12 protein-coding genes, 2 pseudogenes and 1 other annotated feature are annotated in these 18,646 nt (G+C 41.0%); of the genes and pseudogenes, 7 read left to right on the top strand and 7 right to left on the bottom strand.

What is annotated here, in order from left to right:
• Positions 1 to 30 precede the first annotated feature (30 nt).
• Positions 31 to 264 (bottom strand) — a binding site (T-box leader).
• Positions 265 to 618: 354 nt separating this feature from the next.
• From EV207_RS08235 to EV207_RS08225, 3 genes are all read left to right on the top strand, one after another.
• Positions 619 to 1,341: a GntR family transcriptional regulator gene (locus EV207_RS08235; protein ID WP_132745564.1), complete on the top strand. Its 723-nt coding sequence runs from the start codon at positions 619 to 621 to the stop codon at positions 1,339 to 1,341.
• Positions 1,342 to 1,544: 203 nt separating this feature from the next.
• A complete protein-coding gene (locus EV207_RS08230; protein ID WP_132745562.1) occupies positions 1,545 to 2,738 on the top strand; it encodes an iron-containing alcohol dehydrogenase in 1,194 nt (397 codons plus the stop codon).
• A gap of 182 nt (positions 2,739 to 2,920) precedes the next feature.
• The gene (locus EV207_RS08225) at positions 2,921 to 4,246 is read left to right on the top strand and encodes an MFS transporter (RefSeq protein ID WP_132745560.1); all 1,326 of its coding nucleotides are present in this window, start codon (positions 2,921 to 2,923) and stop codon (positions 4,244 to 4,246) included.
• Positions 4,247 to 4,298: 52 nt separating this feature from the next.
• Here the strand turns inward: EV207_RS08225 and EV207_RS08220 are convergent.
• From EV207_RS08220 to EV207_RS08200, 5 genes and pseudogenes are all read right to left on the bottom strand, one after another.
• Positions 4,299 to 4,949: pseudogene (locus tag EV207_RS08220) on the bottom strand (amidohydrolase); the annotation flags it as partial.
• Between the two features lie 63 nt (positions 4,950 to 5,012).
• Entirely contained in the window at positions 5,013 to 6,089 is a 1,077-nt protein-coding gene (lsrB, locus tag EV207_RS08215; RefSeq protein WP_132745556.1) for an autoinducer 2 ABC transporter substrate-binding protein LsrB, read from the bottom strand.
• Positions 6,089 to 7,090, bottom strand: a complete 1,002-nt coding sequence (locus EV207_RS08210) for an ABC transporter permease (protein WP_132745696.1) — start codon at positions 7,088 to 7,090, stop codon at positions 6,089 to 6,091. The genes lsrB and EV207_RS08210 overlap by 1 nt, the downstream gene beginning before the upstream one ends.
• 73 nt (positions 7,091 to 7,163) lie before the next feature.
• A pseudogene (locus EV207_RS08205) lies at positions 7,164 to 8,111 on the bottom strand (ABC transporter permease subunit); the annotation flags it as partial.
• On the bottom strand, positions 8,111 to 9,631 hold the full coding sequence (locus EV207_RS08200; RefSeq protein WP_132745552.1) for a sugar ABC transporter ATP-binding protein: 1,521 nt from the start codon (positions 9,629 to 9,631) through the stop codon (positions 8,111 to 8,113). The pseudogene EV207_RS08205 and the gene EV207_RS08200, both read right to left, overlap by 1 nt.
• 258 nt (positions 9,632 to 9,889) lie before the next feature.
• On the opposite strand from EV207_RS08200, the gene EV207_RS08195 reads away from it, so the two are divergent.
• From EV207_RS08195 to lsrF, 4 genes are read left to right on the top strand one after another with little or no spacing between them, the layout of a single operon-like run.
• Entirely contained in the window at positions 9,890 to 10,855 is a 966-nt protein-coding gene (locus tag EV207_RS08195; RefSeq protein WP_132745550.1) for a sugar-binding transcriptional regulator, read from the top strand.
• A complete protein-coding gene (gene lsrK / locus EV207_RS08190) occupies positions 10,833 to 12,392 on the top strand; it encodes an autoinducer-2 kinase (protein WP_132745548.1) in 1,560 nt (519 codons plus the stop codon). Before EV207_RS08195 ends, lsrK begins: the two co-directional genes overlap by 23 nt.
• A gap of 22 nt (positions 12,393 to 12,414) precedes the next feature.
• Entirely contained in the window at positions 12,415 to 12,783 is a 369-nt protein-coding gene (locus EV207_RS08185; protein ID WP_132745546.1) for a cupin domain-containing protein, read from the top strand.
• Positions 12,784 to 13,578 (top strand): 3-hydroxy-5-phosphonooxypentane-2,4-dione thiolase, encoded by a 795-nt coding sequence (gene lsrF / locus EV207_RS08180; RefSeq protein WP_132745544.1) that lies wholly within the window; start codon positions 12,784 to 12,786, stop codon positions 13,576 to 13,578. It abuts the gene before it with no gap.
• Positions 13,579 to 13,741: 163 nt separating this feature from the next.
• On the opposite strand, the gene EV207_RS08175 is transcribed toward lsrF, so the two are convergent.
• Together EV207_RS08175 and EV207_RS08170 are read right to left on the bottom strand one after the other, a co-directional pair.
• Positions 13,742 to 15,475, bottom strand: coding sequence for an ATP-dependent nuclease (locus tag EV207_RS08175; protein WP_132745542.1), 1,734 nt, complete (start codon positions 15,473 to 15,475; stop codon positions 13,742 to 13,744).
• 344 nt (positions 15,476 to 15,819) lie between these two features.
• Complete coding sequence (locus tag EV207_RS08170) at positions 15,820 to 18,630, bottom strand: PA14 domain-containing protein (RefSeq protein ID WP_165886874.1); 2,811 nt, start codon at positions 18,628 to 18,630, stop codon at positions 15,820 to 15,822.
• Positions 18,631 to 18,646 lie beyond the last annotated feature (16 nt).

Raw genomic sequence — 18,646 nt, 5'->3', positions numbered from 1 at the left:
AAAAGCCCTCCCGTCTTCTGCATGACGATGCAAAAGGACGGAAAGGGCTTGTGATCCGCGGTACCACCTTACTTTGGTATCATACATAAAATAGCAGATACCCACTTATCATTCCCGTAACGCGGGAAAAAACGGTCAGGTTATTCGCCAAACAGCTCAAGGGGTAGGTTCATGTAGCCTGTAAATGATGGAATCTTCCAGCCGATGAATTCCACTCTCTTTCATCCCAACCAGCTCATTACTCGTCCCTGTCAGTGCTGAATTTTTATAAAATTAAATTATATTATGCTTGATGTCATGCATTATGTCAATGGGAATAGATGTCATGTGCAGTTTCACTAAACCATCCTAGATCACCTATACTTATGGAAAAATAAAATTTATGCTATGTTAACTGTAAAAGACTTCGTTCCTGATATTTCTTTATTTTGGGCTGTTATTTCCATAGAGATTTTGTTTTTAGAAGAAATTTCGACAAATACCCTCTTAAGCCCATAAAAATTCCTTTAAACAACCATTTTACATCCCGGCTTAGGCCGCCAAAAATTGAATTTACGCTTTTTCTTTGGTTAAATAAAGTTATATATTACCGTTATTTAATCATTCTGGAGGTCACTAATGAAACTAGATTTTGAAAGTGCCGAACCTTTACATATTCAGTTAAAGAACTATTTGAAAAGAGAAATAATGGGCGGCATTTATAAACATAAAATTCCAAGTGAGCGGGAACTTATGGATCGTTATTCGGTGAGCAGAACGACTGTGCGTGCGGCTATTTCCGATTTGGTCCATGAAGGCATATTGGAGAAAAGGCACGGTAAAGGAACGTTTGTTTCAAATGTTCCCGTTCATGATTGGCTCGGATCCTTTACAAGTTTTACCGAAACAATTAAAAATATGAAAATGCAACCAGGGACGCGCTTATTATTTAATGGCATTGAATCATCTTCAAAAAAGATAAAAAATATCTTAGAAACAGAAAAATATTACATGATTGAGAGATTAAGATTTGCCGATGACATTCCAATTGCCATTGAAAAACATTATTACCCGCTCGAAATTGGCAAAGAACTTGAAAAATATGACCTAAACTCCGCTGTATTATATGATTTGCTTGAATCAGCCCTTGGGGTAAACCTGTGGAAAGCCGATCAAATGATCACAGCCGGCAAACCGGAAATCCAGGATGCAGAGCATTTAATGATATCTAAGGACTCCAGTGTGCTAATGAGTGACCGGATCATAACAACCCCTAAGGGGGATACCGTAGAATTTTTAAAAAGTGTCTTTCGATCAGATATGTATGCCTTTAATATCGAAATGAAGCGTCGAAAGGGCTAGCTTGGCTTAAGAATTTACTTTATGCAACCTCGGAACGCACGCCCCTTCCACTCCTTCCCATTTTATGACTTTGTTTTCACGTTAAAGATTAGTCACACTATTGACACAATTCAAGACATGTGTTTTAATTGACCCGACTGGTAGTTACCTGTAATAACCAGTTAGTTTTTTTAATTAAAATACTTTATAAAGGGGTTGTAACAATGCCATCTGTCGTTTTACCACGCCAAATTGAATCCGGTCCCGGAAGCTTTAAACATTTAGGTAAGAAGGTAAAGGCCTATGGCGGAAAAAGGCCAGTTATAATTATGGATTCCTTTTTAGCTAGTCCTCCTTTGAATCTGCACAAAAGAGTTGCTGCCATTTTAAAAGAGGAAGAATTGGAACCACATTTATTCTGCCAATTTTCAGGGGAACCGACAACAGACCATGTTGATGCTTCCCTTAAAGCCTTAACCAAATACAAGTGTGACAGCGTCATTGCTATCGGGGGCGGAAGTGCTATTGATATTGCAAAAGCAACATCCGTATTCGGCGCAACTCAAGACTTGAAATGGGAAAGTATCCCGAGTCTGCCGCATTTAGATCGACTGCCGTTATTTGCTGTACCAACGACAGCGGGTACAGGATCCGAGGCAACAAAAGTAATGGTCATCACAAATAAAAAGACAAATTTCAAAATGAACCCGGGACACCCCAAATTAATCCCCGACGCAGCCATTTTAGACCCCGAGTTAACCCTAAGTTTGCCACAGAGTTTTACCGCCTTTACAGGGCTTGATGCCTTGACCCATGCTATTGAAGCCTATGTTTCCACCCGCGCATCCGTTATGACCGATCTTTACGCCATTAAAGCCATTGGAATGATTGGTAAGTCTTTGCCAAAGGTTTATGAAAATGGCTCCGACATCGAAAAAAGAAACCACATGATATTGGGAAGCTGTTATGCCGGTATCGCCTTTTCCAACGCATCGACGAATTTAGCTCATGCCATGGGTAGACCCTTAGGGGCACATTTCCATATCCCTCATGGTTTGAGCGTTGCCCTTCTTCTCCCATTTGTCATGGCATTTAGTTTGCCTGCAGCAAAAGACCGTTTTGCTGACATAGCCCTTTCCTTAGGCGCTGAAAATTCAAGCAATCAAGAACAACTTGCCAAAACATCCGTTGATATTGTTCATAACTTTAACCGCCATTTTGACATTTGGAATTTTGGTAGAAAGCACATCAAAAATGTTGAGGAACTAAAGCAAACCATCCCTCATCTTGTTGAGGATGCTCTGTCCGGAAATGGCATTGAAACGAATAGAGTCCTGCCCACATCTGATGATATAAAAGCTATTTATCATTCATTAGTAAAAAAACTAAGTGAAGAAAAGGTAAATATTACACAGTGATTGAGAAATTATTGCAACTCGTCACCAAAGCCCTCGGCTTTCAGGTCTTTACACCCTAACCATAAAACAAATGACTAAACCTTGATTGCATCTACAAATGACAGCGATTACATTACCATCATTACCTGGTCACTTGAATGTCTTTAATAGCAGGAAGAAAATTTTAAGGAGGAAGTTTATTAATGAGTGCTTCTGATAGGACAATGCTCAAGCGGGTGGTTGGTTCAAGTTTAATCGGTGCAACAATTGAATGGTATGATTTCTTTTTGTACGGTGTTGTAGCTGGTATTGTGCTAAATCATCTTTACTTTCCGGCAAACGACCCTGTAGTTTCAACACTTCTGGCATATGTCACTTTTGCTGTTGGATTTTTAATGCGGCCATTGGGCGGTGTCATTTTCGGCCACTTCGGAGATAAAATCGGTCGTAAAAGTATGCTGATTTTGACTTTAATGATCATGGGGGGCAGTACCGCAGTGGTTGCTATCTTGCCCACCTATCAACAGATTGGCATTTGGGCACCGATTTGTTTGCTTGTCTTACGCATTCTACAAGGGATAGGCCTTGGCGGTGAATGGGGCGGCGCTGTGCTTATGACCTTTGAACATGCGCCTCCTTCCAAACGAGGACTGTATGCCAGCTTGCCGCAGATTGGCCTTGCCATCGGCCTATTATTATCTTCTGGTATTGTAGCACTATTATCTTCTTTATTAACTGATGGCCAGTTCATGGCATGGGGGTGGCGAATTGCCTTTGGCCTCAGTACTCTCCTAATTTTTGTAGGATTATGGATTCGATTAACTGTTTCCGAAACACCTGAATTCCAGAAGGTAAAAGACCGGAATAGAGAATCACGTATCCCATTTGCCGATATGTGGCGAGGCAATGCCGGCAACGTCATAGCGGGAATGGGAGCCCGTTATATTGACGGCGTTTTCTTTAACGTCATGGGCGTCTTCTCAATTACTTATCTGACGAATACCCTTCATATTTCCCGGAATATCGCTTTAATAGGCGTGTCAGCCGCTGCTTTTGTGATGTGCTTTACCCTTCCTTTATTCGGCTACATTTCAGATCGCTTTGGCAGAACCCGGACTTATTGGTACGGAAGCCTTATCACTGGTCTCTCAGCATTGCCGGCGTTTTGGCTTATGTCTAACAGCGAAGGCAACACATTATTAATCTGGTTATCCATCATTATACCATTTGGCATTTTCTATGCCTCTGTTTATGGCCCGGAAGCTGCTCTATTCGCTGAGCTGTTTGATCCGGAGGTCAGGTACACCGGCATGTCATTTGTTTATCAATTTTCCGGTATTTTCGCAAGCGGCTTGACCCCTATTATTGCCACGTCCTTACTAGGCCTCACCAATGGTTCCCCTACATTGCTCACGCTGTATGTTATCTTTTCCGGTGTGGTCAGCGCGATCTCTGCACGTTGGATATACTCGCGGCAAAATCAATCACTGCAAAAGGGCGGTAAAAAGGCGAAGGTTACGCCGTTGTAACGGATATATTCAAGATCAGCAGCCGGAAGAAGTAAATTCAGGCTGCTGATCACAAGTACAAGACCTCCGCCTCTCTTTGTACCACATTTGGAGAGATGCCACCGGCATTAATAACAGAGTAATGGAGCCTGGCATCAGGCAAGATATGTTCCCTAAGATAGTTGGCGCCGACATTCATTAATTCAACAGCGTCCAATGCGCTTCTTCCCAGATGGGGAGAATTCGCGGCATGTGAGGCAACCCCTTTAAATTTATAATAGACTTGATAATTGGCTAGCGTTGTTAATGAAAAGATGCCGCTAAATGACTCAGGATGCCACGTTAAGGCAGCATCCGCATCGTCAAACAGCCCCGCTCTAGCCATATATGTTTTTCCAGAACCGCCTTCTTCGCCCGGACAGCCATAATACCGAATCGTTCCTTCCATATTATGCTCTTCCATATATTGCTTCAATGCAACAACTGCTGCAAGAGGAGCTGTTCCCAAGAGATTATGCCCGCAACCATGACCGTTTCCATTGGGAATAACGGGTTCATAGAATGTCGCTCCCCTCTTTTGGCTCAGTCCGGATAAGGCATCAAATTCCCCTAATATGGCGATAACAGGTTTACCACTGCCAAACGTCCCTATAAATGCTGTTTCTATACCGCCGACACCCCGCTCGACCGCAAACCCTTCGTCCTCCAGTACCTGACACAAAATGAAACCCGTGAAGGCATTCTTCACGGGTTGTTTATTTTTTATATTCAACTTACAATTAGTACATTAAAAATCATAATCATCAATATTATCCTTTGTAAAAATAACTCTCTCAGGCAGTAGAATAATGCCGCTGTCTTTTGCGGTATATTTGTAGCCTTGGATCGTATTCGGTTGAATTTTTACTTTGCCAATACCTGGGACATTAAAGCTGTCACCGACTTTCAGATTTTTGCCCTCTGCAGTCATTAGATACGCCACATAAGCAGCTAATGCCCCTTGTTTTTTAACATCCCATAGTCCAAACTGTTTAACCGTGCCGCGTTTAACAAAATCCCTCATAACATTCGGTGTGGAGAAACCCGTGATCGCTACTTTACCGCCTTTGCCCTGATTTTCGGTGGCTTGAGCCATTGCCGGAAGTGCTGTGGCATCTGGACAGATAACAGCATCAATATCTGGATATGTTTTTAAGATGCTTTCTCCGACAGAAAGGGATTTCTGAGCGTTATTTTCACCATATTGGGTCGTTACAATTTCCCATCCCGGGTGTTTCTCAGCAATAATTTTTTTTGCTTTCTTAACCCACTGATTTTGGTCGGTTACAGTTGGACTCGAATAGAAAAAGGCAACTCTAGCTTTATCATCAACCTGATCTGCTGTCATTTTTACAAGCAGTTCACCCAATTGATCAGGTGTCCCTTGATCGATATAAAAATTGCGGTGCTTTGGGTTAACATCAGAGTCCCAAGTTAGGACTTTAACCCCTCGTTTTTTGGCTCGATCCAATGCTTGATTTAATCCATCAACAGAGGTAGACGACACCATAATCGCATCATAACCTTGATTCACAAACCTATTAATATATTGCACCTGCCCTGCTACGGTAGCTTCTGTCGGACCATCATATTTCAACTTAACTCCCAGGCTATCCGCCATCTCCTTCGCTCCCTCACCGCCCGAGGTAAAGAATCCAACCCCTGTCAGTTTAGGAATAAAAGCTAATTTAACATCCTTCCTCTCCTTTTTTTCCGTATTTGACCCCGCTGAACTAGAGGAACCTTTATTTGCACCGCAACCAGTTATAATACCAACAAATAACATAACGACAAGAATCAAAACTAACCCGTTTTTTCCCCTCATTAGACAGCACCCCTTTTTGAGTTATCAGGTATTTTCTTTGAAACCAGCCTTCTTTTTATTTCCCGCCAATTTCCTTGCCTCATTACAACAGCAAGAATTAGTAACACCCCAATAACGACACTTGTTTGCTCACTTGACATACTTGCCATCTGTAGACCGTACTGAGAAAATCCAATAACAATACTTGCAATAGCTGTGCCAATAACGCTTCCTTTACCGCCAAAAATACTCGTTCCTCCCAAAACCACTGCTGTGATAACAGGTAAAATGGCTTCCGATCCTAAGTCAGACCGTGCTGAACCAAAATAGGAAGTTAAAATCAATCCACCAAGACCACCTCCCAAACCAGCTAATAGGTACGTGCTCACTACTGTCCACCTTGTCCGGATGCCGCTGTATCTGGCAGCCTTAATATTGATCCCTACTAAAACAACATGTCTTCCATAGGGTGTAAAATGAAGGACTGCCCCAAAGAAAGCCATTAATATGATTAGAAGTATAATAGGGTTTGGGATCCCTAGAATTGTACTGTTTGCTAACTGAACGAAATTTTCCGGGAAGCCGCTTATCCCTTCATAACCGCTTGCACTTGATCCACCTGAAATAACCAAAGCTATTCCGGAGTACAAAAACATTGTTCCCAAAGTGACAACAAGTGGTTGAACCCCGGTGAAGGCAACTATCAACCCATTAATAAGCCCTCCTACTACAGTTGCTAATAACGCAATAATAACCGCAATCCAAATGTTTGCTCCATGGCTCCATATCACTCCCGCTGTAATCGATGATAGTCCCATAACAGCTCCAACCGAAACATCAATTCCTCCGGTTAAAATGACATAGGTCATCGGTATCGCTGCAATGCCAATATATACGAAGTCATTTAAGCTATATAAAATATTTCCCACATTAAGAAATCCCGGTGTGATTGAGCCAAATACGATCAATTCTATAATTAAAAGAAGAACGAGTGCCAGCTCCCATTTACATAAGTACCTTATTAGATTTTGCATGGCTATCACCTTCTTTCCCATCCAATTCAACCGGTTTGTTAAATTTACTTTTGCGGGATGTTCGATTTTTAACAAATTGTGAGAGCTTAGCATCACCCACCACAATGATTAATAGGAGGAAACCCGATATAGTGTTATTCCAGTAAGCCGGAACCTTCATATAAACAAGTGAACTGCTTATCGTTGTTAAGAACACTGCACCTAGTCCTGCACCTATAACCGATCCCACACCCCCGGTAAGACTTACTCCTCCTAAAACAGCTGCTGCAATAACCTGAAGTTCAATGCCGCTTCCTGTCTCATTAGGAATAAACCCGATGTTCATAACGAAAATTAAGGCAGCAAACGAAGCTGAGATACCAGAAAACATAAATGCAAGAATTTTCACCCTTTTGACAGGGAGCCCGACCATTCTTGCCCCTTCCACATTGTCTCCTACCGCAAAAAAGTTTCGACCGAACTTTGTTCTAGTCAAAATCAAATGGATGATAACCATTATTACAAGGCCTATCCAAACAGCTAAGTTTAATCCCAAAAAATCTAAACTCGAAAGCTTTTTATAATAATTTGGAATATCTTCTATCCATTTCCCGCCAGTAAAAATCAACATGGCACCCCTGATTATTCCAAGCATCCCGAGTGTCATAATAATGGCCGGCACCCTAAATTGGGCGACACCAACGCCATTAATAAATCCAATGATAAGCCCCACCATTAATACAGCAAGGCACATCCCCCAAAAAGGTATGCCATTTACAAGAAGGGCCCCGCAAACGGCAGCGGACAAACCCATAGTCGACCCAACTGACACATCAATATCTCCTGTAATAAGGACAAAGGATTGGCCAATAGCCAATAGAAGGAGAATCATACTGCTTTTTAATAACAGTGAAAGGGAACTTCCTGTTAGAAATTCCGGATTGATTGCCCCGGCAATGATAAAAAAAGCAGCCATAAAGATCATAATAGACACTTCTCTAGCCTTAATTAGCTTTATAATAAATGGCATTATGTGACCACCTCTTTCTTAACACCAAAGGCTGCACTGGTAATGGCATCTATTGAGAGATCCTGTTTTTTTATGATTCTTTCAATACGCCCTTCATACATGACCAAAACACGGTCTGATAAGCGCACCACTTCTTCAATATCTGAAGAAATCAACATGACTGAAAGCCCATTACTTTGTAACTCAGTTATGATTTTATAAATATCCTCCCTGGAGCCTGCATCAATGCCGCGCGTCGGTTCATCTAAGATAATCACTTTAGGATGGGTTACAAGATATTTTGCCAAGACAACCTTTTGCTGATTGCCGCCTGATAGCGAAGATAATTCGGCATTCTCCCCAACCGACTTTATTTCTAGAGCGGACATATATTCCTGCGTTATTTCTTTTTCCTTTTTGAAAGGTAAAAAGATGCTTTTGAATCGATGAAGGATCGTTGATGTCATATTTTTTTTAATGGATGCGATCCTAAACACCCCATGAGAATGGCGGTCTTCGGGTACATAAACAAGCCCTTTGTTCATCCTTGTGCGAATCGACTTTTTTGCTATCGGGTCACCAAGCAATGTCACAGTCCCTGAAGTCCATGGCGCGAGGCCAAATATTGCTTCGGCCAATTCAGTTCTGCCTGCTCCTACAACGCCCGCAACGCCAAGAATTTCTCCAGGGAAAAGGTCAAATGAAACATCATGAAAGCGCTCTCCAAAAAGTTTATGAACGGATAGAATCGGCTGTTCATTTGTTGACATGGCAGTATTCGCCATCGAACTATGGTGATTTTCCTCAGACCCGCTAGACCTTTTATCGATCGGCATGAGCGCCTCGACCAGCTTCTTATAGGTAAAATCAGTAACTGGTCCTTGTAATGAAATCACACCGCCCCTTAAGACAGCTACTGAATCAGCTAATTGGAATATTTCAGAAAATCGGTGTGTGATATAAATAACGCCCAATCCCTCTTTAGTTAACGAATTAACTATTTTAAACAGTGAATTGATTTCTCCAAATGTCAGTGTTGATGTTGGCTCATCAAGAATGAGAATGTCAGCCTGGCGGACCAGTCCTCGTAAAATTTCAACTAGCTGCTGCTCTGCAATAGACAAAGTTGACGCCAGTCGCTCAGTGTCTAAATGCCAATCCAACCTTTTGACTTCATCTTTTATCCTCTTCCGCACAACACCCGGAGGAACAGGCATTCCAATCATAATATTCTCTTCAATCGTCATGTTTGGAAAAATCATGGGTTCCTGTGGAACAAGATAAACACCTTTTTTATGGGCATCTGCCGGTGCCGAAAATTTAACTTCCTCACCTTCTATCTCGATGTCACCTGAATCTGCCTTGTACAGCCCTGCAATGATTTTCATAAGTGTCGACTTTCCAGCACCATTACCACCAATGAGGGCTAAAATTTCCCCATGATTTAAGGAAAGACTCACCCCCTGGAGAACTGGCTGGCTGGCAAATGCTTTAAAGACCGTCTTCATCTTCATTAGAACAGGGCTTTCATCATAGTCCATCACTCTCACCTGCCTTTTACTAAATAAATATATTGTCGCGAGGAATAATCTTGCCTAAATTCCGGACTTTTTTTCACGCCATAAAATTTTGTTTGCTTTTTGGATAAAAGAAACATGTTTTTGCTATTCAATTAATATGAATCAATTACAGATATCTTGCGGGCAACTAGAGCTAAGCCTAGTTGGACAAAAGATATGATATTAAATTTTTGATTAAACCTTTGTTTAAGTGCTGGTCTTTTGAGAGGTGGGTAACAAATGAAAACCGATGATTATGCCATGAACTTGATGATTAAAGTGGCTTGGTACTATTACAAAGACCAATTAACTCAAAGTGAAATTGCTGAATTACTAGATCTATCGCGGAACAAAGTTGTGCGGCTTCTTGATAAGGCGCGCACGGAAGGTATTGTGCAGATTAACATTAAGGGAAATGGAACAAACTGCCTCGGCATAGAAAATCAATTGAAAGAGACTTTCCAGCTAGCTAATGCATTTGTCATACCTACACCTAAAAAGAATTTAAGTGAGTCTTTGGGAAAAGCTGCTGCGCAATATATTGAAGGCAAGCTTGAGCCAAATGACTTGATTGGTTTGGGTTGGGGAGAAGCTGTATCACACACCATTGAACATCTTTCAATTGAACCGAACAGTGAGGTATCACTTGTCACTTTAACAGGTGGTGTCAATTATTATTTGCAAAAAGGCGGCAATCTTGGAGATGGAGGTTTGGATAAATTTCATGGCCGAATACACATCATTCCAGCACCCTTTCTAGCCTCTACAGCCAATATGGCACAAAGCCTTTTATCCGAACCTTCTGTAGGAACGATTCTGGACCTCGCATTATTATCTAAGTATGTGATTGTGGGTGTCGGCGGATTGAAACCCGATGCAACACTTATTAGAGAAGAAAAAATGACCATTAACGAATTTAAATACATGGAACAACAAGGGGCAGTTGGTGATATTCTTGGTCAATTCTTTGAAGAAAACGGCAAGGAACTGCAGTTGCCGCATCATGAGCGTTTGATCGGAACCTCAATTACTAAATTAAGAGAGATGAAAAATGTCATTGCTGTTGCCGGAGGCGCATCAAAGATTGACGCAATTGGCTCCGCTCTAAGGGGCGGTTATATCCAAACACTTATAACTGATGAAAAGACAGCTTCGTCACTTATCTCTAAGGAGGTGGATCAACATGGACTATATTCTGGCGTTTGACGCTGGAACTGGAAGTGTCCGGGGTGTTTTATATGACACGGGCGGCAAACAAGTAGCTTGTTCCCAATATGAATGGGAGCATCGGCCCGACCCCGCGTACCCGGGTTCAATGGATTTTGACTATGTACGAAACTGGGAAATTATAAAGCTGTGTATTTCAGAGATTCTTAGACAATCTAACTTACAAGCTGATGGTATAAAAGCAATTAGTGCAACGAGTATGCGTGAAGGCTTTGTACTCTATGATGATAAAGGAAATGAGATATGGGCCTGTGCAAATGTCGATGCGCGCGCCTTCGAAGAGGTGATGCTTCTAAAACAGAAGGACCCAGAGCTTGAACAAAAGATTTACAATCTTTCAGGTCAAACTTTCGCCCTTGGTGCACTGCCGAGACTTTTATGGTTAAAACGCAATAAACCAGTCCTTTATGAAAAAGCCGCTTCTATTACGATGCTCAATGATTGGATCCTATATAAGTTAACTGGAGAGCTGCAAGTTGATCCTTCGAACGGTTGTACAACTGGAATATTCCATTTGCAAGAAAGAAATTGGCGTTCAACGATTATGGACCTTTGCGGTATTAAGGATTCACTTCTCCCCCCAGTTAATGAAGCCGGGGTAATGCTAGGTTCGGTAACAGCGGAAGCAGCAAGGCAGACTGGCTTGTATGTTGGTATACCAGTTGTTAGCGGCGGCGGTGATGCTCAATTAGCCTCTGTTGGAGCAGGCTCAATTAGTGAAGGGCAAGTATTTGTCTGCGGGGGGAGTTTCTGGCAGCAGGAAGTCAATGTCGGAAAACCAGCAATAGATGCACAGTGTCGTATACGTATTAACTGTCATGCAGTAAAAGACCTTTGGCAAGTTGAAACGATTTCCTTTTTCCCGGGTCTTGTAATGAGATGGTTCCGCGATGCTTTTTGTGCGGAAGAAAAAATAGAGGCAACAAGAACAGGCAGAGACGCCTACGCTATCCTAGAAGAAAAAGCAAAAGACGTCCCAATTGGATCACACGGCATCATCCCTATTTTTTCCGATGTCATGAATTATATTTCCTGGCGGCACGCTTCGCCCTCTTTCTTGAACCTAAGTCTTGAACCACAAAAGTGCGGTAAAAAGGAAATTTTTAGATCCATACAGGAAAATGCCGCTTTTACGACTTTAGGAAATTTGAAACTTATTGAGGAAGCCACAGGTTATTTTCCGGAGGAAGTCATTTTCGCCGGCGGTGCCGCAAAGGGCGAGCTATGGAGCCAAACGCTGTCTGACGTTCTAGGCGTTCCGGTAAAAATACCTGTTGAAAAGGAGGCAGCTGCATTAGGAACCGCCATTATGGCTGGCGTCGGTGTAGGGTTATTCAAAAATATAAATGAGGGGATAAAAAAAGCTGTTAAATGGGAGAGATTGCATCAGCCAAACATGGAAAATCATGAAGCGTACAAAGGCTATTACGAAAAATGGCGAACTGTTTATAAAAAGCAGCTTGAGCTTTCCGATGCCGGTCTAACTGAGCATATGTGGAAAGCACCTGGATTATAAAATATGAAAGGAGATGACTGGTATGTTTAAAGTAGGTGAGCATGAACGTAGTTTTCGATTTGGCGATAACGGTCCCAAATATTTAACAAAAGGACCGAACGTTGATGTCGGAGTCGTTGTACTCAAACCAGGCCAAGACTTTCAAAACCATTATCATACAACATGTGAAGAAATCTTTTATGTATTAGAAGGGGCTATTGATTTTTATATAAATGATCATCATGTACCGATGAAGCAAGGTGATATGCTCCAAGTTAGACCAACAGAATCACATTATTTGATAAACAGTTCCGAGCAAGATTTCAAGGCTGTTTTTATAAAATCACCTCATATTGAGGCAAGGGATTCAATTAATGTTGATAATCCAAAATTACATGGGAGTGAAGAATAAATGAGTTGGGGATTAAAAAATAGAATGAACACCATTCTACCTAATGGGAAAACTGTCATGTTGGCTATTGATCACGGCTACTTCCTAGGTCCAGTCCACGGTCTGGAAAAGCCCGGAGAAACAGTGGAGGAACTCATGCCTTTTACTGATTCTCTTTTTCTTACAAGAGGCAGCCTAACTTCGTGCATTCCAGATGACTGCAGCAAACCGATGCTCATGCGGGTGTCCGGCGGCGCCAGTGTTGTTGGAGCGGATTTGGCAAATGAAAGGCTTGTAACCCCTGTTAAAGAGGCGATCCGCCATAATGTTGTTGGTGTGGGTGTTTCTATTTTTGTTGGTTCTGACTATGAAACACAAACTGTTACTAATCTTGCAAATGTGGTCACTGAAGCCCATGACTACGGTATCCCCGTCCTTGCCATCACAGCTGTAGCAAAAGAACTGCAAAAACGTGAAACACGGTTCCTCGCCCTTGCGTCAAGAATTGGCGCCGAAATGGGGGCCGACATTGTCAAAACGTATTACTGCGAGAATTTCGAAAAAGTCACAAGCACATGCCCCGTACCGATTGTCATTGCCGGCGGGCCAAAGTTCGACACCATGCGTGAAGCACTTGACATCACCTATAACGCTATCGCACAAGGAGCTGCCGGCGTTGATATGGGCCGCAACATCTGGCAATCAGAGCACCCTGTCGCCATGATCCAAGCGATTCATTCGATTGTCAAAAAGGGATATTCCGTGGATAAAGCACATGAGCTTTATGAGTCGGTTGCTGGGGTGAAGGCGGAGTAGGGAAGATTTACAGAAGGGAGTTTATTCCACATAATAGATATTAACCAACAGATTTATCCAAAACACAACCCTGAAGGGGATCTCCCCTTCAGAAATCCATTCACATATGAATAATGGAAATGTACCCCAAAGCATCTTATAAAAGTGTTAATCCCAAGTATTGTTATACCTGAGAATGGTGAAATTTAGTTGGGACTTTTTCTTTTTCCACATCTACATTCTTAATATCACCATAAACAGACTCAACTTCTTCTTGAGTATGATTTATTTGTGAGTCTGAAAAAAGATCTTTCAAAAACTTAATACATGGAAGATTGGACTCATACGGTATACTTTTGGAAAACTCGTATGCACTTAAAGGTTTACCCTTAGATTTATTTTCCTTATAACCATGAGCCTCTTCAAAGTTACTAATGTGGACATACCTTCTAGAAATATCTTGGATTTCATTATTAGAACTATTTATTTGGTCCCATATGCTATTGTTATAAGTCCACATTGCATTAATTTTTTCTTTATTATCTTTCGTTAAATATGTTGGCGAATCGGCATCATGTACAATAATATGCTTAATTCCAAAGTGCGTTAATATTTTTTGATAAAAAACCATATTTGCTTTTGAACCGGTATTAAGAACAAATACATCTTTTTGGTCTTTAAAAAACCGTTCAATTAATTCACGATAGATGATCGCTTCTGTATCACCTTCTACTAGGACTACCTCTTCTGCAAAAAAACATTCGCAAATATGCGGATTGAATCTATTTATCATTTGTAATTGGCTTTTTTCTTCACCTTCAAAAATATCAAATTCTACCTGGTACGTCTTAGTATTTCTATTGCTCTCTTTTGCTAATCTAACTAATGAAGAATGTGGTTTAGACGTATCAATCATTAAAGAAGAATGAGTCGCACAAAGGATTTGAAAGGGACTATTTTGTGCTAATTTATACAACTGGTCACGTAAGGAAAAGATAGCTTCGGGATGTAGGTATAATTCCGGTTCTTCAAAAAGAATTAGATACTCTTTCCGTTTTTCGTTTAAGTTCGCCCCTAATGTTGATAGAAAACTAAAGAAAGCTTGTCTCATTACGCCATGACCATTATTTTTTAAGTCATACACATTTTCTAATACTTCCAGCTCTGTAACGCTAAGGCCATGTGTTGATTTTAAAGTCTTAGATATATCTATGCCGGAATCTGGAATTGAATAAATTTCTAGTTTAAGTTTAGGGAAAATATTAGAAAAGAAACCGTTCATTTTTTCATTAATGTCATTGATATCATCAGATTTAGATATTTCATTTTTTAATTCATTTAAGCTTTCTATAATACTTGTGTATTTATCTGAATACTGAGTTTCAAGCTTTTTTATATGGTTTTTGGTTATTATATCATTGATTTGTTTTTCAAGTTCCTGAGGGTCTGATATGGCATTTATATATATCGCAGTTGGAGCATACCTTTTTAGTAAGGTATCAAAGCCACCAAAACCACCTTCTTCAAATTCCTTGGTACTAGGATTAAAGGTTTCCTTTTTCCCTTCCTCGCTTTCATTCGACCAAACCTTTTTGATTTTAATAAAGCCTTCTTCATCAACCCATTTATTTATCCAATCAGGGTCATTTTTTTGTAGTGTTTTATCCTTCTCATCATCTTTTTCCACAACAAATATTCCACTAATTTCAATTGGAACAGAATTATCCTTATTACAGAAATCGGACAAAACCGCTTTGGTCTTCGGCTCTACAAAAAAGTTATATGCATGTAAGAAAGTAGACTTACCATTATTGTTTTTTCCAATCAGAAAAATGATATCAGAGTTTTCAAAATCAATGACATTTTGGTCCCCTTTTAGTCCTCGAAAGTTTTTAACAATCAATTTTTTAAGCTTCATTTAATTCCTCCCTAAATTAACTTCAATACTTTACCTATACTTTCAGAATTCAACATAATAATTAAAATCCCTTTATTGGAATTATCCAAATCATGAATCATTCCGAATCCTACTTAAATAGCCGGTCCTCTTTATTCTTTCGATATGTTGATAAACCTTTGCAACTAATAAAGGCCATACACAGCGTTTGGCGTTCCTCATAAATGGAACTCCCCAATAATGAGATGTAACCACCAAAAAGAACCACCTGACTCTCATATTCAACAGTAGCCAGGCGGTGACATCGCTCCTAGTCTATTTTAAACAGTTAGGAGCTTTACATTTGGTTGTTAGGATTTCCTTCATTACCACTTCTCAATTAACAAGTTCGAATCGACATTTAATACATCTTGGACCGTTTTCGAGATACCATTGTTCTTATTGAGATGTTTATCAAAGTTTTTCATACTTTTTATTGCCAAGTTTTTCTTTCCTTTGTCTAGGTGACGCTGTGCCTGTTTAAGGCTATTTATCAACTGTTTGGCCAATCCATGTTTGATTTGTCCGTATTTCTGATACCTTGTCACGAGGTAACGAATAGATGAAATACTTGTTGTATCCGTTAATTCTTCATTCACTTTACGTACCTTTTTCAAATCCATCTTTAACACTTTACGATCATAAGTCAATAATCCATTGTGTTCACCTTCGACATCCGTGGTTTGGGTGTAAACTGCACCGCTAACACCTGGATCTGCCTTAAATTCCTTGGCCTTTTCTATTAATTCCACATAATTATTCGTTAATTCCTTTTGGTCCTGCTGGCTGTCGTAGGAAAAGCCTGATTCGGTAGCCCACATATGGCCAGGAATCGCCAAACCAAGTCCGCCAAATTCACCGACAACAGCCATCCGTGTTGAACTCGGTGCCGGCCCACATGGCCCTACATAACAATGGGGATCGATAACATCGCCTGTTCCACTATCGGTGGCAGTACCGACGTTATAGCCACTGGAATTGTTAACGAGACGCGTCGGATCCATGGCTTCCACCATATCGGTCAATGCTTTCGTGTCATGCTGGCCCCATCCTTCATTAAAGACAGTCCATTGTGTGATGGAAGGATGATTGAAGTGCTCGTTCACCATTTGCTGCATTTCCGTTTTGAATTGTTTATTCGCCTCGGCTTCCGCATTGGCGTTAAACATGCTCGGCATATCTTGCCAAACCAAAATACCTAATTTGTCAGCCCAGTAATACCAACGTTGAGGTTCTATCTTCACATGCTTACGGATCATATTATATCCCAACTGCTTAGTCTTCAGAATATCGAATTTTAATGCTTCATCCGTCGGAGCTGTATAAATACCAGCCGGCCAGAAGCCTTGATCAAGCGGCCCCATTTGGAAGACAAACTTACCGTTAACCATTGGACGTATTTTTCCGCCAACCTTACCCAGTTTGATTTCCCTCATGCCGAAATAGCTGCTGACCTTGTCCACTGTTTTGGAACCATCCTTCAATTTTACCTTGAGGTCATATAAGACAGGCTCACTCGGTGACCATAATTTCGCATTAGGCACTGGGACCTTTATTTCATCCCCTGCTTTTCCACTGACAGTGCCCACCGCTTTACCATTCATATACGCAGTAGCTTTCACCGTTTTTCCATCAAGGTTCTGTCCCAAGACGGATAATTTTAAAACATTGTTGTGAATATCAGGCTTCATTTTTAGTTCAGACATATGTGCCTTAGACACGTCTTCCAGCCACACCGTCTGCCATATTCCTGATACAGACGTGTAGAAAATACCTCCCGGATTCTCTCTTTGCTTTCCAATGGCATGATCTTCAGTTGTCACATCACTGACTCCAACAATCAACTCATTGTTACCCTTTCTGAGATACTTCGTAATATCAAAAGTAAATGAATCATAGCCGCCCTTATGAGCACCAACTTCATGACCATTTATAAAGACGGTTGCTTGCCAATCAACAGCCCCGAAATGTAACAGAACTTGCTGACCATTCCAACCCTTCGGAATATCAAATTGACGCTTGTACCACATACGGTCGATATCTTTTTCAACACCAGATAATCTCGACTCAACCGGGAATGGTACAAGAATTTTTCCATTTAATTTTTTTCCCGTTGGGACTGAATCACCCTCAGAAGCTGCTTCAAATTGCCACTCCCCATTCAGGTTCATCCACTGACCACGCTTCATCTGCGGGCGAGGATATTCATTCAGTGGATGATCCTTCGACACATCCTTTGCCCACTGTGACGAGATAATATATGTTGAATGGTTTACCGCAAACGTATTAAAATAAGGCAATTCGTTTCCATCTTTATAGGTAATACTCGACTCTCCGTCATAAATCACCCTAACATTCTTAGTTGGCTTCGTAACAGCGTAGTTTAAACGCAGGATGACTGTCGATGGATCACCCTTTTTCAATGTAGCAGCCTTAACCGGAACACTTCTGCCCATCAATTTAAAATGATCAGCAGCATCTTCCGGTAATGGCTTCAGATCTTTAGGGAAGTCTAACACTACAATGTCTCCATTCTTATTAACCTCTGAAGATACCGGGCCGGCATAATGGAAATCTTCGGGAAGGTAAAAAGCACTCCAAGGAACGATTTCCTTAGGTTGACTTGCACTTGACCAACTCAGATGCAGGTTGGCTCCCCCAAAGTGTTCAAAATACTCAACCTTAATGCTGTATTTCTTCCCTGCTTCTAATGAAATAGGCTGACTTGTTTGTTCTTTCTCCCAATCATCAACCCAGTGATCAATGATAAGCTTTCCATTCACCCACAATCGAAAACCATTGTCACCAATCATATGAAAGGTGTAGTCTTCATTGTATTTCGGCTGAATTTTTCCCGTCCAGCGAACGGTGACATTATCCTCTTGATTAGCAAGGGATTTAAACGTTGGATTTAAATCCGCAAAATCAAGATTCGGATCTACAACTGTTTTCTTTAATTGATCGAAATCAAAAGCACCGTCCGCCGAACTTGTATAATATTCGGCTTTCAAGCCATGCATTGGTTCGGAATCATTGCCGTTTTCTTCTGCAATCGTACGATTTGGCAGTCCCCCAATGATTTGCATCACAACAAGTACGATTAACATAAAAATTGAAAGTGATTTTTTATGACACATTGACATCCTCCTCTGT

This window comes from Scopulibacillus darangshiensis, from assembly GCF_004341035.1.
GTDB lineage: Bacteria > Bacillota > Bacilli > Bacillales > Sporolactobacillaceae > Scopulibacillus > Scopulibacillus darangshiensis.
Note: the sequence above shows the minus strand (reverse complement) of the source record. Positions and strands in the feature narration are given on the sequence as shown.

Bases quoted from the DNA above. Each gene is read 5' to 3' on its own strand.
- EV207_RS08230 (WP_132745562.1), top strand. From the start codon at position 1,545: ATGCCATCTGTCGTTTTACCACGCCAAATTGAATCCGGTCCCGGAAGC.
- lsrB (WP_132745556.1), bottom strand. From the start codon at position 6,089: ATGAGGGGAAAAAACGGGTTAGTTTTGATTCTTGTCGTTATGTTATTT.
- EV207_RS08195 (WP_132745550.1), top strand. From the start codon at position 9,890: ATGAAAACCGATGATTATGCCATGAACTTGATGATTAAAGTGGCTTGG.
- EV207_RS08200 (WP_132745552.1), bottom strand. From the start codon at position 9,631: ATGGACTATGATGAAAGCCCTGTTCTAATGAAGATGAAGACGGTCTTT.
- lsrK (WP_132745548.1), top strand. From the start codon at position 10,833: ATGGACTATATTCTGGCGTTTGACGCTGGAACTGGAAGTGTCCGGGGT.
- EV207_RS08225 (WP_132745560.1), top strand. From the start codon at position 2,921: ATGAGTGCTTCTGATAGGACAATGCTCAAGCGGGTGGTTGGTTCAAGT.
- EV207_RS08185 (WP_132745546.1), top strand. From the start codon at position 12,415: ATGTTTAAAGTAGGTGAGCATGAACGTAGTTTTCGATTTGGCGATAAC.
- EV207_RS08170 (WP_165886874.1), bottom strand. From the start codon at position 18,630: ATGTGTCATAAAAAATCACTTTCAATTTTTATGTTAATCGTACTTGTT.
- lsrF (WP_132745544.1), top strand. From the start codon at position 12,784: ATGAGTTGGGGATTAAAAAATAGAATGAACACCATTCTACCTAATGGG.
- EV207_RS08175 (WP_132745542.1), bottom strand. From the start codon at position 15,475: ATGAAGCTTAAAAAATTGATTGTTAAAAACTTTCGAGGACTAAAAGGG.
- EV207_RS08235 (WP_132745564.1), top strand. From the start codon at position 619: ATGAAACTAGATTTTGAAAGTGCCGAACCTTTACATATTCAGTTAAAG.